Consider the following 21,251-nt stretch of genomic DNA (forward strand, 5'->3'; position numbering starts at 1 on the left):
CGCGGCGTTGCCAAGCCTCGCTGGGGCCGCACCCCAGCTTCGTTTGGCGCCTAGCGCCTGGCCCTTGGGCGTCGCAACGCATCTGGCAAAAATAGTGGGAACAGGCCCTAGGGAGCGATGCCGCCCGCCGTCAGCCGCAGCACCCGGTCGGCCCGCGTGGCCGCCGCATGCGAGTGCGTGACCAGCACCAGCGAGGCGCCATGCTCGCGCGTCTGTGCGAGCAGCAGGTCCATTACACGGGTGGCGGTGGTGGGGTCGAGGTTGCCGGTGGGCTCGTCGGCCAGCAGCAGGGCAGGGCGGTGCACGAGCGCGCGGGCAATGGCCACGCGCTGCAGCTGGCCGCCGCTGAGCTGCTGGGGTAGCCGCGCGCCCAGCGCGCCCAGCTCCACGGCGTCCAGCATCTGCTGCACGCGGTGCGTGCGATCCGGGTCGCTCTGGCCCAGCAGCATCAGCGGCAAGGCCACGTTCTGCGCCACGTCCAGGTGGGGCAGCACATGAAAGGCCTGGAAGACGAAGCCCACATGGGCGCGGCGCCACAGGGCGCGCTCCGTGTCGTCCAGCTGGCCCAGCTCGGTGGTGCCGTGCGTGATGCGGCCGGTGTCCCAGGTGTCCAGGCCTGCCAGGCAGTTGAGCAGCGTGGACTTGCCCACACCCGAGTCGCCCACGATGGCCACGAATTCGCCGGGCTGCACGGTGAAATCCACACCCGAGAACACGGGCGTATCGCCGTAGTGCTTGCCCAGCTGGTCCACGCGCAGCAGTGTCATGCGGCGACGGCCCCCGGCCCGGCGGCGCGCTGTGCCAGCCGCTGCAATACCGCCTCCACCAGGCGGGCCTCGGCGCCCGGCTGGTCGCAGGCGATGGCGTGGCGCCCCGGCATGCTGCGCAACCAGGTGATCTGGCGCTTGGCCAGCTGGCGCGTGGCGGCAATGCCGCGCTCGCGCAGGGCGGCCAGGTTCAAGGGCGTGCCCGGCGCGTGGCGTGCCTGGAAGTCCAGCTCTTCCCACGCCTGGCGGTAGCCTACGCAGCGCATGGAGGGCAGGTCGGGGTGCAGGTCGCCGCGCGCGCGCAGGGCCTGCACTTCGTCGATGAAGCCGCCGGCCAGCATGGCGTCAAAGCGCTGGGCAATGCGGGCGTGCAGCCAGGCGCGATCATCGGGCTCTAAAGAAAACAAGGCCCCAGCGCTTATTCCATCAGCGCTGGCAGCTATCTTTTTAGTAGTGCTGGTGGTGTGGAAGCTCGACAGCGGACGGCCGGAAACGTGCCACACCTCCAGCGCGCGCTGGATGCGCTGGCTGTCGGCCGGGGCCAGCCGGGCGGCGGTGACGGGGTCGATGCGGGCCAGCTCGGCGTGCAGGGCGGGCCAGCCGAGTTCGGCCGCCTGGGCTTCGAGCCGCGCACGCACGGCGGGGTCGGCAGGAGGCATGTCGTCGATGCCATCGAACAACGCCTTGAAGTACAGCATGGTGCCGCCCACCAGCAGCGGCAGGGCTCCGCGCGCGCGGATCTCGGCGATGAGCCGCGTGGCGTCCTGCACGAACTCGGCCGCGCTGTAGGCCTGTAGCGGGTCGCGGATGTCGATGAGGTGGTGCGGCACGGCGGCCAGTTCGGCCGGCGTGGGCTTGGCGGTGCCGATGTCCATGCCGCGGTACACCAGGGCCGAGTCCACGCTGATGATTTCCACCGGCGTGCCCCGGCGCCCCAGCACGGCGGCCAGCGCCAGCGCACCAGCGGTCTTGCCCGATGCGGTGGGGCCTGCGAGCGCGATGGCGGGCAAGGTGGCGGCTTCAGGCGCGGTCACGCTGCGCTCCAAACTTCTGGACCAGCGTCCACGAGATGAGGGCCAGCACCACCGACCAGAACCACACGCCGTTGACCAGCGGCCACACCGTGCCGTCCAGGCGCATGCCCAGCCAGCCGCCAATCGCAAACGCGGCCAGCATCATCATGAAACCGTTGAGTGCCGATGCCACGCCCGCAGCCTGTGGAAACGGCCCCACTGCGCCGCTTTGCCCGCAGGGCTGGTGGATGCCGTGGCCCACCATGAAAAGGTAGAAAGGCAGCAGCAGCGCCAACGGCTGGTGCCAACCCATCCATGCCACGCCCGCCATCAGGGTGCCGCCACTGGCGCTCAAGGCCCCCGCAATGGCCACCGTGCGCAGCAGGCCCAGCCGCACGAGCAGGCGCCGGCACAGGAACGTGCCCGTCAGGTAGGCCGCGCATGCCGAGGCCATCACCCAGCCGTACTGCGCGCGGGTGAGGCCCAGCACGTCGATGTACACAAACGACGAAGCGGCCAGAAAGGTGAACAGGCCGCCATACGTGGCCGTGGTCTGCAGCGAAAACGCCCAGAACGTGGGGTTCTTGAGCACATGCCCCCAGGTGCCCACCAGCGTGCGCGGCTGCAGTGCCTGCGGGTTGCGGCGCGCCAGGGTTTCGGGCAGGCGCAGCGCCACCAGCGCGAGCGTGCCCACGCCATACGCGGCAACGGCCAGCAGCGCGGCGCGCCAGCCCAGCCATTGGCTGAGCAAGCCCCCGAGCGGCGCACACACGCAGGCCACGATGCCCAGCCCGGTCAGCGCCTTCGACATGGCGCGTGCACCCTCCTGCGGCGTGTAGAGGTCGCGCACGATGGCACGGGCGCACATCACCACCGCGCCCATGGCGGCGCCTTGCGCCACGCGCCAGGCAATCAGCAGCGCCATGCTGGGCGCCAGCGCGCTGCCCAGCGAGGCCACCGCGTAAATGGCCAGCCCCACCAGCAGGATGGGGCGGCGCCCGAAGCGGTCCGACAGCGGCCCCCACACCATCTGCGAACAGCCAAACGCCAGCAGCAGCCCGCTGAGCGTGAGCTGCGCCGCCGAAAGCGGCGCGCCCAGGCTGCGCGTGAGGGCGGGCAGCGCGGGCAAGTACAGGTCGGTGGTGACCGGCTGGATGGACAGCAGCGCCGCCAGCACCAGAATGGCCAGGGCGGGTTGAATGGAGGCGGGGGAAGCAGCGCCAGCGGCTGCGGCAGAGGGGGCAGACATAACCGGTGGAGGGTACCAGACGGGTGCTTTTTTGGTGCTGTCTCGTGCGTGGGTACAAAGACGCGGACGCTGAGTGTGCATCTGGCCAGGCCGTGAGGTAAGGGCTGCGTCCCTTCTGCACACATCGCGCAGCGATGTGAGAGCGAGGGAAAGTGACAGGACGTGAGGGGGGCGATAGCGCAGGCCCACCGACCTCCGATACTGGCGCGGCCCCAGGCCAAGGCAGCCAAGCAAGGGCCGGCCCGCAGCGAGGGCTGCGCCCCCCTGCCCACATCGCGCAGCGATGTGAGAGCGGGGGCTGAGCGCCGCGGCTCCAAGCCTGCCTGCGCAGGCTTGGACGGCAGCGAAGAGCGCAGGCCTCTGGCCGAAGCACCGAGGCGCGCAGCGCCTCAGGGGGGTGTCCTTTATTTCATCTTGAACAGCGAAGCCATCGCCTCGCGGTACAGGCTCTGCCCCACGGAGTTGGTGTTGTGGTGCGAGCCGCCTTCCACCAGCAGGAACTGCTTGGGCTCCTGCGCGGCTTCGTACAGCTTGCGGCCCAGCGAGGGGAGGATGAGGCTGTCCTCGCTGCCATGCACCACCAGCAGAGGCGAGCCAATCTCGGGCACCTTGCGGATCGATTCGAATCGCTGGGTCACCAGCATGGACACCGGCAGCCAGCCCCATTTGAATGTGCTGATCACATCGGGGATGCTGGTGAAGGTGCCCTCGACCATGGTGCCCTGCTCGTCGGGGACCTGGCGCGCCAGGTCGATGGCGATGGCGCCGCCCAGCGAGTGGCCGAAGATGTAGCGGGGCTTGCCGGGCTGCTGCTGCGCCAGCCAGTCCCACGCGGCCCGTGCGTCCTCGGCGGCGGTGGCTTCGGACGGCAGACCCGTGCTGCTGCGGCCAAACCCGCGGTAGTCCACCGCCAGCACTGAGAACCCCAGATCCTGCATGCGCCGCATGCGGCCGGCCGACCCCACGACGTTCCAGCGCGCGCCATGCAGGTACAGGAGCACGGGCGCTTCCGCACGGTCGTTGGGCAGCCACAGGCCGTGCAGGCGCTCGGCCTTGCCCGTGGCCTGCGACCGGAAATCGATCCACACGTCCTGCATGTCGTCCGTGGGCTGCGCGCCGCCCCAGCTGCGGTCGCTGGGCTGGAAGATCCATTCGCGCTGCTTGGCGTCCAGGGTGGCGCACCCTGCCGAGACGGCAATGGCCAGCGCCAGCGAGAGGAGGAGAGGGGTACGTTTCATGAAGGGAAACAGAGTACTGTCGTGTCGGAAAGTTCTGACACGGGCACCGGTGTTTCCCCGGGCTTACGAGGGGATGGGGCTAACTGAGCGCCAACGATCCCCTTTTTCCAGCGTTCGGCGCGGGGCCCGCGACGGCGCAGAAGGTGGGAATGAATCCGGCGTGCCCGAGCAGGCCGCCACAACGCGCCCGATCTAGGCGCAAAGCACAGCCATAGCTCGGGCTATGGCGAGCATTTGTAACGACGAGCGGGTGTGTTTTGGCGGGATGAGCGGGCATGGCGGGTTCGTTCACACCTTCTCAGACCACCCCTTGCGCCAGCATGGCGTCCGCCACCTTCACGAAGCCGGCGATGTTGGCGCCATCGATGTAGCTCACGCTACCGTCCGCCCGCTTGCCATAGCGCAGGCAGGCCGCGTGAATGCCGCACATGATCTGCAGCAGGCGGGCGTCCACCTCTTCGCGCGGCCACGAAAGGCGGGCAGAGTTCTGGCTCATCTCCAGGCCCGAGGTGGCCACGCCGCCAGCGTTGCTGGCCTTGCCGGGCGCGTAGAGCACCCCCGCGGCTTCGAAAGCCTTGGCCGCCTCGATGGTGGACGGCATGTTGGCCCCCTCGGCCACGCAGATCACGCCGTTGCGGATCAGCGTGGCGGCGTCCTGGGCGTCCAGTTCATTCTGGGTGGCGCAGGGCAGGGCCACGTCGACCTTCACATGCCAGGGGCGCGCGCCGGCCTCGAACCGCACGCCCGTGCGGGCGGCGTAGTCGCTCACCCGGCCGTAGTGGTGGTTCTTCACATCCATCAGGATGGCGAGCTTTTCGGGCGTGAAGCCCTCTTCGTCAATGATGGTGCCGCTCGAGTCCGACACCGTGACCACCTTGGCGCCCAGCTGCATGGCCTTTTCCACCGCGTACTGCGCCACGTTGCCTGAGCCCGACACCGACACGCGCAGCCCGTCGAACGAGCGCCCGCGCGTCTTGAGCATTTCATTGGCGAAGTACACCGTGCCATAGCCGGTGGCCTCGGGGCGGATCAACGAGCCGCCGAAGCTCAGGCCCTTGCCGGTGAACACGCTGGCAGCGTTGTTGGCCAGCTTCTTGTACATGCCGGCCATGTAGCCCACTTCGCGGCCGCCCACGCCGATGTCGCCCGCAGGCACATCGGTGTCGGGGCCCACGTGGCGGAACAGCTCCATCACAAAGGCTTGGCAAAAGCGCATGACTTCCGCGGGACTCTTGCCCTTGGGGTCGAAATCGGAGCCGCCCTTGCCACCGCCCATGGGCAGCGTGGTCAGCGCGTTCTTGAAGGTCTGCTCGAACGCCAGAAACTTCAGCACCGACAGGTTCACCGAGGGATGGAAGCGCAGGCCGCCCTTGTAGGGGCCGATGGCCATGCTGTGCTGGATGCGGTAGCCGCGGTTGACCTGCACGGCGCCGTGGTCGTCCACCCACGAGACGCGGAACATCACGATGCGCTCGGGCTCCACCAGGCGCTCCAGCAGGCCGTGCTCGGCGTAGCGGGGGTGCTCGGCAATAAAGGGCCACAGGCTTTCCATCACTTCGGTGACGGCTTGCAGGAACTCGGGTTGTCCGGGGTTGCGCAAGGCCACTTGGGAGAGGAAGCTTTCGGCGGACGCGTGTGTCATGGGTTGCAGGGCTTTCTGGATCAGGAGGGTTCGCGACAAATGCAGCGATGCGCATGGGGCGCAGCGAATGACGATTATGTTCAAAAGTTATACGCCCATGCGCATAGGTATGCACAATGGTGGGGCATTGCGCAGAGGGGTTGCTGCTTTTTGGTGCAAGCGATCGTGTGCGCACTGCAGTTGCCCGGCGTTGCTCCCAGCGTCACAGGGTTGTCATGTGGGCGCTTCACAGTTCGCCGGTTTTCATAAACACACGAGGAGAAGAGCATGCACATTTCTGGTGCGAAGTTGGGAGTCCTGGCCCTGGCGGCCACACTGGCCGCTTGTGGTGGCAGCGATGACAACCCCTATCCCACACTGAACGGCGACAAGCCCTTGGTCATCGGCCACCGTGGCGCCAGCGGTTACCTGCCCGAGCACACGCTGGAGAGCTACAAGCGCGCCATCGAGCTGGGCGCCGACTTCATCGAACCCGACCTGGTCGCCACCAAGGACGGCGTGCTCGTCGCCCGGCACGAGCCCAACATCACCGGCACCACCGACGTGTCTACCCGCGCTGAATTTGCCAGCCGCAAGACCAAGAAAGTGGTGGACGGCGTGGAAGAGGAGGGCTGGTTCGCCTCGGACTTCACCCTGGCCGAAATCAAGACCCTGCGCGCCGTGCAGCCCATGGCCGACCGCGACCAGTCGCACAACGGCAAGTACCAGATCCCCACGCTGCAGGAAGTGCTGGACCTGGCCAAGACCGAGGGCGCCAAGGCGGGCCGCACCGTGGGCGTGTACCCCGAGACCAAGCACCCCACCTACCACGTCAACCTGGGCCTCAAGCTGGAAGACCGCCTGCTGAGCGTGCTGGCCCAGTACGGCTACACCACCAAGTCGTCACCGGTGATCGTGCAGTCGTTCGAGGTGTCCAACCTCAAGTACCTGCGCACCAAGACGCAGATCCGCCTGGTGCAGCTGGTGGACGCCAACGACGTGAACCCCGACGGCAGCATGGACCTCACGGCCCCCTACGACAAGCCGTACGACTTTGCCGTCGCTGGCGACAAGCGCACCTTCGCCAGCCTGCTCACCCCCGCGGGCCTCAAGGAAGTCAAGACCTATGCCGACGGCATCGGCCCCTGGAAGCCATACCTGATCCCCTCCAAGCAGGTGGACGCCAACAAGGACGGCAAGCCCGACGACCTGAACGGCGACGGCAAGATCGACGACCGCGACCGCGTGATGATGCCCCCCACCGACGTGGTGAAGAATGCCCACGCCGAAGGCCTGATGGTGCACCCCTACACCTTCCGAAGCGAAGCCAAGCGCCTGGCCTCGGATTTCAAGGGCGACCCCAAGGCGGAATACAAGCTGTTCTACAACCTGGGCGTGGACGGCGTGTTCAGCGACTTCCCCGATACTGCGAAGGCGGCGCGGGACAATTGACCCTGAGGCGCTGCGCGCCTTCCCCCAAGGGGGACGCACCCGGTGGCCCGGCAAAACCGGTTCCACGGGTGTGCTGACCTGGGGCGGGCCAGTGGCCGCGGCCTGGGGATATGGGCAAGAATTCGCTTGAGCCCTTCACGCCGCGCTTGACGAAGCGCGCAGGGCTTCGAGAGGCCCGGATCGAACGGTTTTGGCCGCCGTTTCAACAATCCAATAGCTATCGACTGCGGGCCAGCCTGCTTGTGCTTGTGCTTGTGCTTGTGCTTGTGCTTGTGCTTGTGCTTGTGCTTGTGCTTGTGCTTGTGCGTGCGTTACCGCCCGCGCAAGAACAACCCGTCCAGTTCCTTCATGGTCAGCTGCCGCCACGTCGGCCTTCCATGGTTGCACTGGTCGCTGCGGTCCGTCGTCTCCATCTGCCGCAGCAGGGCGTTCATCTCGTCGATGGTGAGCCTGCGGTTGGCGCGCACGGCGCCGTGGCAGGCCATGGTGCCCAGGATTTCGTTGCGGGCGCGCTGCACCACGGTGGTGGCGTCATGCTGGGCCAGTTCGGCCAGCACGCTGCGGGCCAGCTCCACCGGGTCGCCCTGGGCCAGGGTGGTGGGCACGGCGCGCACGGCCAGGGTTTTGGGGGAGAAGGGCACGACCTCCAAGCCCAGGGTGGCCAGCACCTCGGCAGACTCTTCGGCCGTGGCCACTTCTTGCGGGGTGGCGGCGAAGGTGGCGGGGATCAAGAGGGGCTGGCTGGCAATGCGGGCGCCGCTGTCCACCTGGGCCTTGAGGCGTTCGTAGACGATGCGTTCGTGCGCGGCGTGCATGTCCACGATGACCATGCCCTGGGCGTTCTCGGCCAGGATGTAGACGCCGTGGAGCTGGGCAATGGCCTTGCCCAAAGGCCACGCGGTGGTGCTGCCATCGCTGCCCTGGGGCCAGGCGGCTTCATGCGTGGTGTTGCTGCTGGACAGGGCCACTGCCCCCGGTATTGCAGGGCGGAGGGACGGGGCTGGTACGGCGGACGGGGGCTGGGTGTCTGCCTTGGCAGCATTGTCCCCAGCGCCCCAGTTCGCCAACGGTGCGGCGAGCCCTGCAGCCAGGGTTCCTGCGTTGTCTTTCCTGGGTCCCCACAGCGCCTGCAGGTCCGCCACATGGTGGCCACGTTCTTCAAATTTGATAGCTGCTTGCGCTTGTCTGTTAAACGCTGGAGGCTGATTTGGCTTGAAATTTTCAAGGGGGGCCTGTGCCGTGGAGCCCGTGTCTGCTGAAGCGGCAGCGCCGGCAGCCGTCGCCAGCGCTGCGGCGCGGGGCGCTGCCAGCGCGTTCTCTACGGCGTGGCGTACGGCCTGGTGCACTTCGCGGCTGTCCCGAAAGCGCACCTCGATCTTGGTGGGATGCACGTTCACGTCCACGCGCGCGGGGTCGATCTCGACATACAGCGTATAGATGGGCTGCTTGTGGCCGTGCAGCACGTCTTCGTAGGCGCTGCGGGCGGCGTGGGTGAGCACCTTGTCGCGCACGAAGCGGCCGTTGACATAGCAATACTGGTGGTCGGGGCGCGAGCGGGCGGCGTCGGGCAGGCCGGCGCGGCCGGTCACGGTGACGGGTCCCACGCGGTGCTGCACGGCCACCGATTGCGTGACGAAGTCTTCGCCCAGCACGTCGGACAGGCGGCGGGCCAGCGCGTCCTGTGCGTCTCCCTGGCCGGGCACAAAGGTGGCGCGCCACTGCTCCAGCAGCTTGCCTTCGTGCCAGATGGCAAAGCCCACGTCGGGCCGCGCCAGCGCGTGGCGGCGCACCGATTCAATGCAGTGCGCCAGTTCGGTCGCATCGGTTTTCAGGAACTTGCGGCGCGCGGGGGTGGAGAAGAACAGTTCCTTCACCTCCACCGTGGTGCCGGTACTGCGCGCGGCGGGGCGCAGTTCGCCGCTGCGGGCGTCCAGCAGGAAAGCGCTGGCCTGGGCGGCCGGGCGCGAGAGCAGCGCCATCTCCGACACCGAGGCAATGGCCGCCAGCGCCTCGCCCCGAAAGCCCATGGTGGCCACGGTTTCCAGGTCGTTCAGGCTGGTGATCTTGCTGGTGGCGTGGCGGCGCAGGGCCACGGGCAGCTCGTCGTGCGGAATGCCTCCACCGTCGTCTTCCACGGTGATCAGGCGCACGCCGCCGGCCGACAGGCGCACGGTGATCTGCGTGGCGCCCGCGTCGAGCGCGTTGTCCACCAGCTCGCGCACCACCGAGGCGGGGCGCTCCACCACTTCGCCCGCGGCGATCTGGCTGATGAGCTCGTCGGGCAGGTCGCGGATGGGGCGGCGGGCAGGGGCGGCAAAGGGTTGCGCTGCGGCCTGCACAGGTGCAATGTCGGAGGCGATGTCGGTGGTGGTGTCGTTCACCGCAGGGATTTTAGGGCGGGGTCTGTGCAGGGGCATTGGCGGGGCGCCGCAGACCCCATGGGGATAATGCCCGCTGTTTTTTACTGCCCGGTGCGCGGGCCGATCCTCCCCATGGAACTGGTCACCTTCCTCATTGATTTCATCCTGCACGTCGACAAATACCTGGAGGCTTTCGTGCAGAGCTACGGGGCCTGGGTCTACGCGCTGCTGTTCCTGATCGTGTTCGTGGAGACGGGCGTGGTGGTGATGCCGTTCCTGCCCGGGGATTCGCTGCTGTTCATCGTTGGGGCGCTGTGCGGCGCGGGGATGATGAGCTTTCCCATCGCATGTGCCGTGCTGCTGGCCGCAGCGATCCTGGGAGACCAGTGCAACTATTCAATTGGCCGCTTCTTCGGGCCGAAGGTGTTCCAGTGGGAGCAGTCGCGCTGGTTCAACCGCCGCGCGTTCAACCAGGCGCATGAGTTTTACGAGCGCTACGGGGGCATCACCATCATCCTGGCGCGGTTCATGCCGTTCATTCGCACGTTTGCGCCCTTTGTGGCTGGCGTGGCAGAGATGAGCCGCGCCAAATTCACTGCTTTCAATGTGGGCGGGGCGCTGCTGTGGGTGCTGGGCATCTGCACGGCGGGCTACTTCTTTGGCAACTTTGCCTGGGTCAAGGAGAACCTGGACAAGATCATCTGGGCGCTGATCTTTGTGCCCGGCCTCATTGCCATTTTTGGCGCATGGCGCGCATCCCGGCAGGCCAAGCAGCGAACTGACGTGATGCCATAAAAAAATAGCTGCCAGCGCCTGAAGGACAAGCGCGGGCAGCTAATTTGGTGGATGTGCAGATGCGCAGCGCCTTGGCTGCCCAAGGGCAGGGCGCCCCGGACCTGTGTCAGCGGCGATAGCCTCTGCGCTGGTCGCGGTCCTCACCGATTTCGTGGCCGATGAGGGCGCCTGCTGCGGCGCCGCCAATGGTGCCCACCGGGCCGCCAAACACGGCATTGCCCGCTGCGCCGCCTACGACAGCGCCGACGCCCGTGCCGACCTGGGCGCTGGTGGGGTTGGATGCGCACCCGCCCAAGGCCAGGGCTGCAGTGCAAGCAGTTGCTACAACAATGTGACGGAGTTTCATGGCAGGAGTCCTTTGGGAGTGAACCAGGTCTTGCCGCCCGTCCGCTGATGCATCGGGGCTTTGCCTGTGAATCCACTATCCGACGCTCCCAGGCCTGAGCGCGTCAGCGCGGGGGGAGTGTGTGTGTAGGACATCGGACCTGCTGGCCCGGTACCTCTGAGCATCGCGATGGCCTGGAGGCGCCGCGCGCGGCTGGATCCGCAGCGGGGTTGCCAGGAGCTCGGATACTCCGCTTCTCCCGGGGATCGGGAATGCGGGGTGATCCTTCAGCCCACCGCCGCCTTCAAACACATGGTGACCAGCAGCGAAGCGGGCTCGATGGCCTTCAGCGAATGCAGCGCGCGTGGCGCGAGGTGCACAAAGTCCCCGGCATGCAGCCGCTGCGTGCCGTCTTCACTGGCAAATTCCACCACCCCCTCAATGCACAGCACGGTGGCCTCGCCGGGCGCCTGGTGTTCTTTCATCGATTTGCCCACGGGCAGCACCACCCGCATGACTTCGAGCTGCCCGGCCTTGAGGATGGCGGCGGTGGGCGTGTCGGGGAGGCGTTCGCCCAGGGGGCGCACGCTCACGATCTGGCCGGATTGGGCGTGGGGCAGGGCCATGGTGTTCTCCTTGAACCGTTGCAGTCTGGAGAACACTGTGCACCCGCTTGCAAGCCGGCGCAAGGTGGCCAGGCCGCATCAGGCCCAGCCGGGAAGATGGCCTACACCGAGCGGCTGCGCGCCAGCGGTGGATTCTTGGCAAAGTAGCGCGTGATGCCGCGCATCAGCGCGTCGGCCAGCTTCTCCTGGTAGGCGCTGCTGCGCAAGCGGCTTTCTTCCTCGGGGTTGCTGATGAACGCGGTCTCCACCAGCACGCTGGGAATGTCGGGGGCCTTGAGCACGGCAAAACCGGCCTGTTCCACGCGCGGCTTGTGCAGCTTGGCCATGCCGCCGATCTCGCCGAGCAGGGCGGTGCCGAGTTTGAGGCTGTCATTGATCTGCGCCGTGGTGCTCATGTCCAGCAGCGCGCGCTGCACGTGGCGGTCCTTGGACTGCACGTTGACGCCGCCCACGAGGTCGGCCTGGTTTTCCTTGTTGGCCAGCCAGCGCGCGGCCGTGCTGGAGGCGCCGCCTTCGCTCAGCGCAAACACGCTGGCGCCCCGTGCGGCGGGGGTGGTGAACGCATCGGCGTGGATGGAGACGAACAGGTCGGCCTGCACGCGCCGGGCTTTCTGCACGCGGGTGCCCAGCGGCACGAAGTAGTCGCCGTCGCGGGTGAGGAAGGCGCGCATGGGGTTGCCGCCCACCGTGGTGGCGTTGATGCGGTCGCGCAGCAGGTGCGCCACGCGCAGCACCACGTCTTTCTCGCGGGTGCCCGCGGGGCCAATGGCGCCGGGGTCTTCGCCGCCGTGCCCGGGGTCGAGCGCCACGATGATGATGCGGTCGGTCTGGGTGGACGTGGCGCGGTTGCTCCCTCGTCCGGGCTCGGCCGGGATCGGCGCCGTGGCGACCATGGGGGGCGGTGCCGGCGGTGCCGGCGTGGCCGGGCCAGGGCCTGGGCGCTGCGTACGCTGCGCGATCAAATCGCCCAAAGGGTCGTGCTCAACGGGCGCGGGAGGCTGTGCGGCAGCCGCGGCGGCGGCCGTCAGTGGCGGCTGGGGGGCGGGGGCCGGGGCCTCGCGCAGGCGCTCGGCGATCAGCGCCTCCAGCGGGTCGATGGGCGCGGCGGGGTAGAGGTCGAACACCAGCCGGTGCCGGTACGCCGCCACGGGGGGCAGTGTGAACACCTGAGGCACGGCCGCCTGTTTGAGGTCCACCACCAGCCGCACCACGCCGGGCGCGTTCTGACCCACGCGGATGCCGGCGATGTTGGGGTCGTCGGGCTTGACCTTGGCGACCAGTTCGCGCAGCTCGGGGCTGAGGTCAATGCCTTCGATGTCCACTGCCAGGCGCGGCGGCGTGGTCACGAAGAACTGCTTGGCCACCAGGGCTCCATCGGATTCGATGGTGACGCGCGAATACTCGGGCGCCGGCCACACGCGCACCGCCACAATGGTTGCGCCGCGCGCGATCTGCTGGGTGCCCAGCAGCAGGACCAGAGAGCCCGCTTGCAGCAGCGCACGGCGGGACGTGGGGTGGGCGGGCAGGGCGGGCAGATGGGGTTCTTGGGCCACCGGGTCAGAGTCCTTGCAGCATGTGGTGGCCGTTGGCGGTATGGGCGTGCACCGTGACTTTCCTTTCGGTCTCGTCAATTGCTTCAATGTGTATAGCAAGGTCCGCAGGCGGGGTCAGTGCTGCGGCCTTTTCGGGCCATTCTGCCACCTTGAGGCCGGGGCTGGCAAAAATGTCCCTGAAGCCCGCGTCCTCCCACTCGCGCGGGTCGTCAAACCGGTAGAAGTCAAAGTGCCAGACGCGCGGGTGCGGCGCCAGGCCGGGTGCGTCGTGGGGTTCCACCACGGCATAGGTGGGGCTCTTGATGCGGCCTTGCACGCCCAGCGCGCGCAGCAGGTGGCGCACCAAGGTGGTCTTGCCCGCGCCCAGGTCGCCGTGCAGGGTGATGAAGGCGCTGGCCAGGCCGGGCTGCGTGGCCAGGCGGCGTGCGAAGGCGTCGGTATCGTCCTCGCCGCGCCAGGTGAAATGGCGCGGGGCCGGGACGGCCTTATCAGGGCCGCTTCCTACAATCGGGCCGGTATGTGGTGCAACAGTCAACTCGTTCCTCAAATGCGGGAGTGGGCCCGCGAGCTGGGATTTTCCCAAATCGGCGTGGCGGGGGTGGACTTGTCTGCGGCAGAACCCGGTCTTTCGCAGTGGCTGGCACAAGGGTTCCACGGCGAGATGCACTACATGGCGGCGCACGGCCTCAAGCGCGCGCGCCCCGCCGAACTGGTGCCCGGCACCGTGAGCGTGATCACGGCGCGCATGGACTACCTGCCCCGGGATACCGGCCGGAACGCGCCGGGCGGCTGGCAGGCGCAGGAATTGTCGCGCCTGGCGCGGCCCCACGAGGGCATCGTGTCGGTCTATGCCCGGGGGCGCGATTACCACAAGGTGCTGCGCGCGCGCCTGCAAAAGCTCAGCGACCGCATTGCCGAGGCCGTGGGCCCGTTTGGCCATCGGGTGTTCACCGACTCGGCCCCGGTGCTGGAGGCCGAACTGGCGGCCCGCAGCGGCCAGGGCTGGCGCGGCAAGCACACGCTGGTGCTCAGCCGCGATGCCGGGTCGATGTTCTTCCTCGGCGAGATCTATGTGGACATGGCCCTGCCCGAAAGCGCACCCGTCACGCCCCACTGCGGCAGCTGCAGCGCCTGCATCGACGTGTGCCCGACGCAGGCCATCATCGCGCCACATCGGCTGGATGCGCGCCGCTGCATCTCCTATCTCACCATCGAACACGCCGGGCCGATTCCGCTGGAGCTGCGGCCCCTGATCGGCAATCGCATCTACGGTTGCGACGACTGCCAGCTGATCTGCCCCTGGAACAAGTTCGCCCAGGTCAGCCGGCTGCCGGACTTTGACGAGCGCCAGGGCCTGTCGGGCCAGCAGCTGGTGCACCTGTTTGCGTGGGATGAGCCCACCTTTTTGCGCATGACCGAAGGCGGCCCCATCCGCCGCATCGGCCACGAGCGCTGGCTGCGCAACGTGGCCGTGGCGCTGGGCAATGCGCTGCGCGCCACGGGTGACGAGGCCTTGCGCACCGCGCTGAAAGCCCGGGCCGACGACCCCAGCGCGCTGGTGCGGGAGCACGTGGCCTGGGCACTCGAATGTTGAAGAAAATGGGCTCTGGCGCTCACTGGTAAAGCGCGAGCAGCTATCAATTTTGATCTATTCGTGGCGCGGTCGCAGCGAGTGCCCAGTCCGCACTGCGAATCAGCCAGCCAGCAGGCCGACGTCCCTCAGCGTGCGCACCAGTCCGTGCACAAACTCCGCGTACCCCGCCGCGTTGGCGTGGATCTGATCGGCCCGCAATCGCTCCTGGGCCAGCACGCCTGTCCACCCGCCGCTGTGCAGCGCAATCTGAAGCTCGCTGGCGATCTCCGCGTACATGGCGTGGTCGCTCAGGCGGCCCACGGCGGCCATCAGGGTGGGTTCGGGCACGGCTACCAGCAGCACCTGGGCGCCACTGGCCTGGGCTTCCGCGCAGATCTGGCGCACATTGGCGCGGGTCGCCGCGGCACTCTGGCGCCGCAGGAAGTCATTGCCACCGATGCTCACGATCACCAGTGCGGGCTGGTGCTTCTGCAGCAAGCTTGGGAGGCGCTCCAGGGCATCGGCCGAGGTGTGGCCTGAAACACCGGCGTTGACTACCTTCCAGCCCGTGGCACGCTCCAGCACGGCGGGGTAGGCCGCTTCGGCCGCGGGGGCGCCGACACCCGAGGTGAGCGAATCGCCCAGCGCGAGCACCGTTGCGCCCGGGGGTACCGCCTGCGCGCGCGGTGCCTTGCGCCCGCAACCGACGAGCGATGCCAGGGCTGCGGCGGCCAGGCTGGCCATCAGGGTGCGTCGGTGAGTGCGCAGGCGCGAAGGGGACGCGGGATGATGGGGTGAAGGCATGGTGGCGTGGGGCGGCGATATGGATGCCCGCAGGCGGGATTTCCCGCCGTGCAGCGCCCGGGGTGTTCAGTGCGCAGCCCCGGCGCTCGGCATCATGCCACCGGGCACGCTCACCGCTCGGTGCGGGATCCCCGGTTTTCCCGGTCGCTGGGTCCGTTGCGATCCGACAGACCCGCGCCGGGTGCGCGCCCCACCTCGCCCTGGTCTCCCGTGTTGCGCTCGGGCGCGTTCCATGTGCCGCCGGTGCGGCGGTTGTCGCCGCGGGGATGGTCTTCGCTCGCGTCGTCAAAGTTCAGTTGCTCGGACGTGGTGGGCGGAACGTCCGCCGCGCCCCGGTCGCGTTCATTGAGCCCGCTGGGTGCGACCAGATTGGCGTCGGGCTCGCTGGTCAGGCCCATCCTGGCCGGGCCGTCGCCCGCCATCGCGCCCTGGCGGCTGTTGTTGGGCGGTTGGCCCTGCTGTTCGGTGGGGCCTTTGCCGCGTGCGTTGGATTGCCCGTCGGTGGCATAGCGTTCCACATCGGGGGAAGGGCGGTTGGTGTCGACACGGGGTGTGCCATCGGGCGAGTTTTCCTGGTTGGGCATGGTGTGCGTCTCCGGTGGATGGATGGCGCCGGCCACCGCGGCCAGCGCATGCCATCCATGCTGGGCTGCCTGCCCGGGCAACCCTGTCAGCGCGGCGCGGGCACACGGGTAGGAGGGGGCGTACTGCGTCTCCTGCGGCGCGGCAGGCCAGGCCGGCGCTGCCTGGTCCCGCTACCGCAGCACACCCAGCGCGAACGGCAGGCTCAGCATGCCGAGCACCGTGGACAGGGTCACCAGTCCGGCCACATACGGCCCGTTGTAGCCCATGCGCGCGGCCAGCACGTAGCAGGTGGAGGCAGTCGGCAGCGCCGAGAACGCCAGCAGCACCGTGGTCTGCACGGGGCTCAGCCCCAGCAAGCGGGCCAAGGCAAACGCCATCAACGGCTGCACCACGTGGCGGATGGCCAGCACCGCCACGCTCAGCGTCTTGCCCCGCGCCAGCAGTCCGAACTGCAGGCCCGCGCCCGCGGCCATCAGCCCGAGCGCCAGGGAGGCCGCACTGATGCGGCTGACGGTGGGGTTGGCCCATTCGGGGATCTGAAACCCCAGCAGGTTGGCGGTGAGGCCCGACACGGTGGCCACGATGAGCGGGTTGCGCGCCAGCTCGCGCGCGAAGCTGTGCTGGCCGTGGCGCGCCATGGGCCACACGGCGGCCACGTTGAACAGCGGCACGCACACGCCGATCAGCACCGCGATCATCAAGAGCCCTTCGGCGCCCGCCAGCCGCTCGGCAATGGCCAGTCCGATGAAGGAGTTGAAGCGGAATGCCACCTGCGCGCTGGCGGCGTGGTCGCGCGCATCGATGCGCTTGCCGAGCCAGGGCCAGTGCGGCAGGCTGTAGGCCATCGCAATGGCCGTGAGGCCCATGGCCAGCCCGGCCGCAATGAGGCCCGAGGCCGCGCCAATGTCGACCGGGCTCTTCACGATGGACTGGAACAGCAGCACCGGGAACAGCAGGTAGTACACCAGGCTCTCCACGGGCTGCCAGACCGACCGGTTGAGGGCGGTGTACCGGCAGATGAGGTAACCGCACAGGATGAGCGAGAAGTCAGGGAGCAGGAGCGTGGCGTAGTTCACGTGGCGAGAATAGCGGATGCCCCGCTCGCCTGCTGGGGCGTGCTACAGAGATTGCGCGGCCTCTGTGTCGCGAGGGGGCTTCGGGTTACCCCTTATGTGGAATCCGCAGGCCGCCAAAACCGTGGTTGCGCATACGATCAGTGCTGTTTACCACCCTGCACGAAGGAGAGAATCAATGCATCGTCGTCAATGGCTCGCGCTGACCGTACTGGCTGCCGCCGCAGGCACCGCAGCCGCCCAGGGCTACCCCAACAAGGTGATCAAGCTGCAAGTGCCGTTTGCGCCTGGTGGCACCACCGACATCATTGCGCGCGTGATTGCCGATCCGCTGGGCAAGGCCCTGGGCCAGTCGGTGATCGTGGAGAACAAGGCCGGTGGCGGCGGCATCGTGGGTGCGGCTGAAACGGCGCGGTCGGCTCCGGACGGATACACGCTCGGCATTGCCACCGTGTCCACCACGGCTGCCAACCCGGCCATCAACCCCAAGACGCCCTACAACCCGCTGACGGACTTCACCCCCATCATCAACATTGCGGCCACGCCCAACATCATTGCGGTGAACCCCGGCTTCCCAGCCAAGGACTACAAGTCCTTCGTGGCCGAGATCAAGAAGGCGCCCGGCAAGTACTCGTATGCCTCGTCGGGCACCGGCGGCATCGGCCACCTGCAAATGGAGCTGTACAAGAGCCTGTCCGACACCTTCGTCACGCACATTCCCTACCGTGGCGCGGGTCCGGCCCTGAACGACACGGTGGCCGGCCAAGTGCCCGTGATCTTTGACAACCTGCCATCGGCCTTGCCCTTCATCAAGGACAACCGCCTGGTGCCCATCGTGGTGGCCGCGCCCCAGCGCGTGGCGGCGCTGCCCAACGTGCCCACCTTCAAGGAACTGGGCCTGGAGCCGGTGAACCGCATGGCCTACTACGGCATCGTTGGGCCGAAGGGACTGCCCAAGGATGTCGTGGACAAGATCAACTCGGCTGTGAAGCAGGCGTTGCAGGATCCCGCCGTCAAGAAGCGCATCGAAGACACGGGCTCGCTCGTGGTCGGCAACACACCCGAGCAGTTCGCCGAGCAGATCAAGGCCGAGTTTGCCGTGTACAAGGAAGTGGTGGTCAAGCAGAAGCTGACGCTCGAATAATCAGGCGCCGCCTTCTTCTCATTCCCAGCCGCCCGTGGATCACGGGCGGCTTTTTTTCGTCCCGTGCCTGCGCGACGTGCTATCGTTTTTGTATGCATGCTGCCAGCCTGGACGCCATCGATGCTTTTGTAGACGCCCTCTGGCTGGAGGACGGCCTCTCGCGCAACACACTCGCTGCCTACCGCCGGGACCTTACCCTTTATGCCGAGTGGCTGGGCAGCCAGCAGCCTCCCCTGGCGCTCGACGACACGGCAGAACACCATTTGCACGGCTACTTCGCCGCGCGCCACGCGCAGACGCGGGCCACCTCCGCCAACCGGCGCCTGACGGTGCTGCGGCGCTACTTTCACTGGGCGCTGCGCGAGCGGCGCATCCATGCCGATCCCACGGTGCGGCTGCAGGCAGCGCGCCAGCCGTTGCGCGTGCCCAAGACCTTGTCCCAGTCGCAGGTCGAGGCGCTGCTCAACGCGCCCGACGTGGGCAACCCGCTCGGCCTGCGCGACCGGACGATGCTGGAGCTGATGTACGCCAGCGGCCTGCGCGTGACGGAGCTGGTCACCTTGAAGACATTCCAGCTCGGGCTGAGCGAGGGGGTGCTGCGGGTGATGGGCAAGGGCAGCAAGGAACGGCTGGTCCCGTTTGGCGAGGTCGCGCGCCAGTGGCTGGAGCGCTATCTGAGCGAGGCCCGGGGCGCCATCCTGGGCGGGCAGGCAACGGACGACCTGTTCGTCACCCAGCGTGGCAGTGGCATGACGCGGGTGATGTTCTGGGTGATCGTGAAGAAATGGGCCCACGTGGCGGGCATCACGGTGCCACTGTCGCCGCACACGCTGCGGCACGCGTTTGCCACGCACCTGCTCAACCATGGCGCCGATCTGCGGGTGGTCCAGTTGCTGCTGGGGCATGCCGATATCTCGACCACCACCATCTACACCCATGTCGCGCGCGAGCGGCTCAAGTCACTGCATGCGCAGCACCATCCCCGCGGATAGCGCGGGGGATACCCCCATTTCACCTCAGGAACACCTCATGAAAAAACTGTCTGTCGGCGCGTTGCTGCTGAGCGCTGCCACCCTGGCCATGGCGCAGGCCTGGCCCACGGCCAAACCCATTCGCATCGTGGTGGCCTACCCCGCCGGCGGCGTGAGCGACACGGTGGCCCGTGCGCTGGCCGACAAGCTGGCCGTGCAACTGAGCACGCCCGTGGTCATCGAGAACAAGGCCGGTGCGAGTGGCAGCCTGGGCGTGGACGCGGTGGCCAAGGCGGCTCCCGATGGCTACACCCTGGGCTTTGCGGCGGTGAGCCCGCTGGCGCTCAACCCGCACCTGGGCAAATCGCCGTTCGATCCCCAAAAGGACATTGCGCCGGTCGTGAGCGTGATGTATTCGCCCGTGCTGCTGCTGGGAACTACCGCCAGCAAGGCTGCAGATTTCAAAGACCTCATCGCCACTGCTCAGGCCAAGCCGGGCGCTGTGCGCTGGGCAACCTCGGGGCAGGCGTCCCTGGGCCACATCATGCTGGAGCAGATCATGGGCAAAAGCCAGGTGCAGATCACCCATGTCCCGTACAAAGGCGGCGGCCAGCAGATGAACGACGCGCTGGGCGGCCAGTACGAGGTGTTGTCCACCAACGCGGGCCCTGCCGTGCTGCAGCACATCAAGGCGGGCAAGCTCAAGCCGCTGGCGGTGGGAGCGCCCGCGCGGCTCGACTCCCTGCCCCAGGTGCCCACGCTGGCAGAGCTGGGCCAGCCTGCTGCCAACCTGTCTTCGCTGTTTGGCATCTATGCGCCAGCGCAGACACCTGTGGCCGTGCTGGAGCGCATCAATGCCGAGGTGAACAAGGCGCTGGCCCTGCCCGACATCCGGAGCAAGCTCGAAGCCACGGACAACGTGCCGACCGGCGGCACGGCTGCCGAATTCGCGCGCCAGATTGCGCAGGAGTCGGAGAACAATGCCCGCATCATCCGAGCGGCGGGCATCCAGGGAAATCAGTGACCACCTGAAAAACCACGGGCCCTGGATGACCAGGGCCCGTGCAGGCGTGCGTGTTTCTCAGGCGAATCAGTCTTCGTTGAGGCTCTCGGCCCAGGTCAGCGCCTGCAGGTGGGCCCAGTTGACCTGCCGGTTGGACAGGTGCAGCGCGTCGGCCGCCCGGGCAAAGGCGACTTCATCGCCGCTTTCGCACGCCTTGGTCAGTTCAAGGAAAGGGGCAAACACGCCAGTGCCGCGCAGCAGCGCGTCCATCACCGGCTCGGGCAGGGCCACGGATTCGAGCGCCTTTTCCAGCGGTACGCCGAGCATGGTGTCCAGCAGCGAGAAAACGCCCACGACGAAAGCGTTGTCGCATTCCTCCGGTGGCAGCAGCTCGCCCGCGAGCAGCTCCATCAAACGGCCCCGCACCACGGCCGTCTGGCCGACGGCGGGAGGGGGGCCGCCTATGCGGGACGTGGTCATGAGCAACGCCGCCCAGCGGAAGAGCTTTTTCAGACCCAGGATCATCACGGCGTGGCGGAACGACGTGATCTCGCACGACAGGCCAAATCCCGAGGAATTGATGAACCGCAGCAGGTTGAAGGACAGCGTGGGGTCTTTTTTGAGCAGGTCTTCGATCTCGGCCGTGCTCGCCTGCTTTCGCACCAGGTTGATGAGCTGGATGATGGTGGCTTGCGAGGGGCGGATGGTCGTGGCCTTGACCAGGGAGGGCTGGGCGAACCAGTAGCCCTGGAACAACTTCACGCCCAGGCCGCGCATCAGTTCGTACTGCTCGGCCGTTTCCACCTTTTCGGCCACCAGCGTGGCCTTGCCATGGGTGGTCGCAAACTTGACCAGCGGCGCGGCCAGCTCGGGCTTGAAGGCCTGCATGTCCAGCTTGATGAAGGAGGCCAGCGGCAGCCAGCTCGTGTAGGCCCGTTTCAGCGCCTGCTGGTTCAGCGCCAGGCGGAAGCCGCGCGTGCGCAGGGCTTCCAGCGTGGGGATGCGGCCTTCGATCTCTTCGGCGGTGGCGCCGTCGGGCAGGGGGGGGATTTCCAGCACCACCTTTTCGGGGTGGATCAATTCCAGATGGCCGCCGGAG

The 21,251-nt window shown here is 67.7% G+C and carries 20 protein-coding genes; 6 read left to right on the plus strand and 14 right to left on the minus strand.

The features are described 5' to 3' along the window. Positions 1 to 107 precede the first annotated feature (107 nt). The 5 genes from MRY84_RS13910 to gdhA all read right to left on the minus strand — a co-directional run bounded on the left by MRY84_RS13910 (position 108) and on the right by gdhA (position 5,909). Positions 108 to 767: an ABC transporter ATP-binding protein gene (locus MRY84_RS13910; RefSeq protein ID WP_291506309.1), complete on the minus strand. Its 660-nt coding sequence runs from the start codon at positions 765 to 767 to the stop codon at positions 108 to 110. After that, positions 764 to 1,801: a tRNA (adenosine(37)-N6)-dimethylallyltransferase MiaA gene (gene miaA, locus MRY84_RS13915; RefSeq protein WP_291506310.1), complete on the minus strand. Its 1,038-nt coding sequence runs from the start codon at positions 1,799 to 1,801 to the stop codon at positions 764 to 766. The genes MRY84_RS13910 and miaA overlap by 4 nt, the downstream gene beginning before the upstream one ends. Beyond that, positions 1,788 to 3,029, minus strand: a complete 1,242-nt coding sequence (locus MRY84_RS13920) for a multidrug effflux MFS transporter (RefSeq protein WP_291506311.1) — start codon at positions 3,027 to 3,029, stop codon at positions 1,788 to 1,790. Before MRY84_RS13920 ends, miaA begins: the two co-directional genes overlap by 14 nt. Positions 3,030 to 3,433: 404 nt before the next feature. Further along, entirely contained in the window at positions 3,434 to 4,267 is an 834-nt protein-coding gene (locus tag MRY84_RS13925; protein ID WP_291506312.1) for an alpha/beta fold hydrolase, read from the minus strand. Between the two features lie 298 nt (positions 4,268 to 4,565). Then, complete coding sequence (gene gdhA, locus MRY84_RS13930; protein WP_291506313.1) at positions 4,566 to 5,909, minus strand: NADP-specific glutamate dehydrogenase; 1,344 nt, start codon at positions 5,907 to 5,909, stop codon at positions 4,566 to 4,568. A gap of 267 nt (positions 5,910 to 6,176) precedes the next feature. On the opposite strand from gdhA, the gene MRY84_RS13935 reads away from it, so the two are divergent. Next, complete coding sequence (locus MRY84_RS13935; protein ID WP_291506314.1) at positions 6,177 to 7,340, plus strand: glycerophosphodiester phosphodiesterase; 1,164 nt, start codon at positions 6,177 to 6,179, stop codon at positions 7,338 to 7,340. Between the two features lie 311 nt (positions 7,341 to 7,651). Here MRY84_RS13935 and mutL read toward each other — a convergent pair whose 3' ends face one another. Continuing rightward, positions 7,652 to 9,730, minus strand: a complete 2,079-nt coding sequence (gene mutL / locus MRY84_RS13940) for a DNA mismatch repair endonuclease MutL (protein ID WP_291506328.1) — start codon at positions 9,728 to 9,730, stop codon at positions 7,652 to 7,654. 102 nt (positions 9,731 to 9,832) lie between these two features. On the opposite strand from mutL, the gene MRY84_RS13945 reads away from it, so the two are divergent. Next, positions 9,833 to 10,495: a DedA family protein gene (locus MRY84_RS13945; protein WP_291506315.1), complete on the plus strand. Its 663-nt coding sequence runs from the start codon at positions 9,833 to 9,835 to the stop codon at positions 10,493 to 10,495. Between the two features lie 106 nt (positions 10,496 to 10,601). Here MRY84_RS13945 and MRY84_RS13950 read toward each other — a convergent pair whose 3' ends face one another. From MRY84_RS13950 to tsaE, 4 genes are all read right to left on the minus strand, one after another. Continuing rightward, positions 10,602 to 10,841: a glycine zipper 2TM domain-containing protein gene (locus MRY84_RS13950; RefSeq protein WP_291506316.1), complete on the minus strand. Its 240-nt coding sequence runs from the start codon at positions 10,839 to 10,841 to the stop codon at positions 10,602 to 10,604. Positions 10,842 to 11,107: 266 nt separating this feature from the next. Further along, complete coding sequence (locus tag MRY84_RS13955; RefSeq protein WP_291506317.1) at positions 11,108 to 11,446, minus strand: cupin domain-containing protein; 339 nt, start codon at positions 11,444 to 11,446, stop codon at positions 11,108 to 11,110. A 101-nt stretch (positions 11,447 to 11,547) separates the two neighbouring features. After that, positions 11,548 to 12,999, minus strand: coding sequence for an N-acetylmuramoyl-L-alanine amidase (locus MRY84_RS13960; RefSeq protein ID WP_291506318.1), 1,452 nt, complete (start codon positions 12,997 to 12,999; stop codon positions 11,548 to 11,550). 4 nt (positions 13,000 to 13,003) lie between these two features. After that, the gene (gene tsaE, locus MRY84_RS13965) at positions 13,004 to 13,534 is read right to left on the minus strand and encodes a tRNA (adenosine(37)-N6)-threonylcarbamoyltransferase complex ATPase subunit type 1 TsaE (RefSeq protein ID WP_291506319.1); all 531 of its coding nucleotides are present in this window, start codon (positions 13,532 to 13,534) and stop codon (positions 13,004 to 13,006) included. A 12-nt stretch (positions 13,535 to 13,546) separates the two neighbouring features. Here tsaE and queG point away from each other — a divergent pair, with 12 nt between their 5' ends. Continuing rightward, on the plus strand, positions 13,547 to 14,593 hold the full coding sequence (queG, locus tag MRY84_RS13970) for a tRNA epoxyqueuosine(34) reductase QueG (RefSeq protein WP_291506320.1): 1,047 nt from the start codon (positions 13,547 to 13,549) through the stop codon (positions 14,591 to 14,593). Positions 14,594 to 14,692: 99 nt separating this feature from the next. On the opposite strand, the gene MRY84_RS13975 is transcribed toward queG, so the two are convergent. The 3 genes from MRY84_RS13975 to MRY84_RS13985 form a co-directional block, all read right to left on the minus strand. Continuing rightward, on the minus strand, positions 14,693 to 15,376 hold the full coding sequence (locus MRY84_RS13975; RefSeq protein WP_291506321.1) for a GDSL-type esterase/lipase family protein: 684 nt from the start codon (positions 15,374 to 15,376) through the stop codon (positions 14,693 to 14,695). 110 nt (positions 15,377 to 15,486) lie between these two features. Continuing rightward, positions 15,487 to 15,960 carry a hypothetical protein gene (locus MRY84_RS13980; protein WP_291506322.1) on the minus strand — a complete coding sequence of 158 codons (474 nt, stop codon included), beginning with the start codon at positions 15,958 to 15,960 and terminating at the stop codon, positions 15,487 to 15,489. 171 nt (positions 15,961 to 16,131) lie between these two features. Next, a complete protein-coding gene (locus MRY84_RS13985) occupies positions 16,132 to 17,037 on the minus strand; it encodes an AEC family transporter (protein ID WP_291506323.1) in 906 nt (301 codons plus the stop codon). Positions 17,038 to 17,212: 175 nt separating this feature from the next. On the opposite strand from MRY84_RS13985, the gene MRY84_RS13990 reads away from it, so the two are divergent. The 3 genes from MRY84_RS13990 to MRY84_RS14000 all read left to right on the plus strand — a co-directional run bounded on the left by MRY84_RS13990 (position 17,213) and on the right by MRY84_RS14000 (position 20,173). Further along, positions 17,213 to 18,178 carry a tripartite tricarboxylate transporter substrate binding protein BugE gene (locus MRY84_RS13990; RefSeq protein ID WP_291506324.1) on the plus strand — a complete coding sequence of 322 codons (966 nt, stop codon included), beginning with the start codon at positions 17,213 to 17,215 and terminating at the stop codon, positions 18,176 to 18,178. A gap of 92 nt (positions 18,179 to 18,270) precedes the next feature. Next, entirely contained in the window at positions 18,271 to 19,170 is a 900-nt protein-coding gene (gene xerD, locus MRY84_RS13995; protein WP_291506325.1) for a site-specific tyrosine recombinase XerD, read from the plus strand. A gap of 37 nt (positions 19,171 to 19,207) precedes the next feature. Further along, positions 19,208 to 20,173 carry a tripartite tricarboxylate transporter substrate binding protein gene (locus MRY84_RS14000; protein ID WP_291506326.1) on the plus strand — a complete coding sequence of 322 codons (966 nt, stop codon included), beginning with the start codon at positions 19,208 to 19,210 and terminating at the stop codon, positions 20,171 to 20,173. Positions 20,174 to 20,239: 66 nt separating this feature from the next. Here MRY84_RS14000 and MRY84_RS14005 read toward each other — a convergent pair. Next, a partial coding sequence (locus tag MRY84_RS14005; RefSeq protein ID WP_291506327.1) for an HDOD domain-containing protein occupies positions 20,240 to 21,251 on the minus strand: 1,012 nt, incomplete at its 5' end.

Origin of the sequence: Acidovorax sp., assembly GCF_022763525.1 — a bacterium.
Lineage (GTDB): Bacteria > Pseudomonadota > Gammaproteobacteria > Burkholderiales > Burkholderiaceae_C > Acidovorax.

What these genes read in the sequence shown, in the direction of transcription:
- MRY84_RS13975 (WP_291506321.1), bottom strand. Translation starts at nt 15,376, where the DNA reads ATGCCTTCACCCCATCATCCCGCGTCCCCTTCGCGCCTGCGCACTCAC.
- MRY84_RS13935 (WP_291506314.1), top strand. Translation starts at nt 6,177, where the DNA reads ATGCACATTTCTGGTGCGAAGTTGGGAGTCCTGGCCCTGGCGGCCACA.
- xerD (WP_291506325.1), top strand. Translation starts at nt 18,271, where the DNA reads ATGCATGCTGCCAGCCTGGACGCCATCGATGCTTTTGTAGACGCCCTC.
- queG (WP_291506320.1), top strand. Translation starts at nt 13,547, where the DNA reads ATGCGGGAGTGGGCCCGCGAGCTGGGATTTTCCCAAATCGGCGTGGCG.
- MRY84_RS13925 (WP_291506312.1), bottom strand. Translation starts at nt 4,267, where the DNA reads ATGAAACGTACCCCTCTCCTCCTCTCGCTGGCGCTGGCCATTGCCGTC.
- MRY84_RS13990 (WP_291506324.1), top strand. Translation starts at nt 17,213, where the DNA reads ATGCATCGTCGTCAATGGCTCGCGCTGACCGTACTGGCTGCCGCCGCA.
- MRY84_RS13920 (WP_291506311.1), bottom strand. Translation starts at nt 3,029, where the DNA reads ATGTCTGCCCCCTCTGCCGCAGCCGCTGGCGCTGCTTCCCCCGCCTCC.
- MRY84_RS13955 (WP_291506317.1), bottom strand. Translation starts at nt 11,446, where the DNA reads ATGGCCCTGCCCCACGCCCAATCCGGCCAGATCGTGAGCGTGCGCCCC.
- MRY84_RS13910 (WP_291506309.1), bottom strand. Translation starts at nt 767, where the DNA reads ATGACACTGCTGCGCGTGGACCAGCTGGGCAAGCACTACGGCGATACG.
- MRY84_RS14000 (WP_291506326.1), top strand. Translation starts at nt 19,208, where the DNA reads ATGAAAAAACTGTCTGTCGGCGCGTTGCTGCTGAGCGCTGCCACCCTG.
- MRY84_RS13945 (WP_291506315.1), top strand. Translation starts at nt 9,833, where the DNA reads ATGGAACTGGTCACCTTCCTCATTGATTTCATCCTGCACGTCGACAAA.
- gdhA (WP_291506313.1), bottom strand. Translation starts at nt 5,909, where the DNA reads ATGACACACGCGTCCGCCGAAAGCTTCCTCTCCCAAGTGGCCTTGCGC.
- MRY84_RS13980 (WP_291506322.1), bottom strand. Translation starts at nt 15,960, where the DNA reads ATGCCCAACCAGGAAAACTCGCCCGATGGCACACCCCGTGTCGACACC.
- MRY84_RS13950 (WP_291506316.1), bottom strand. Translation starts at nt 10,841, where the DNA reads ATGAAACTCCGTCACATTGTTGTAGCAACTGCTTGCACTGCAGCCCTG.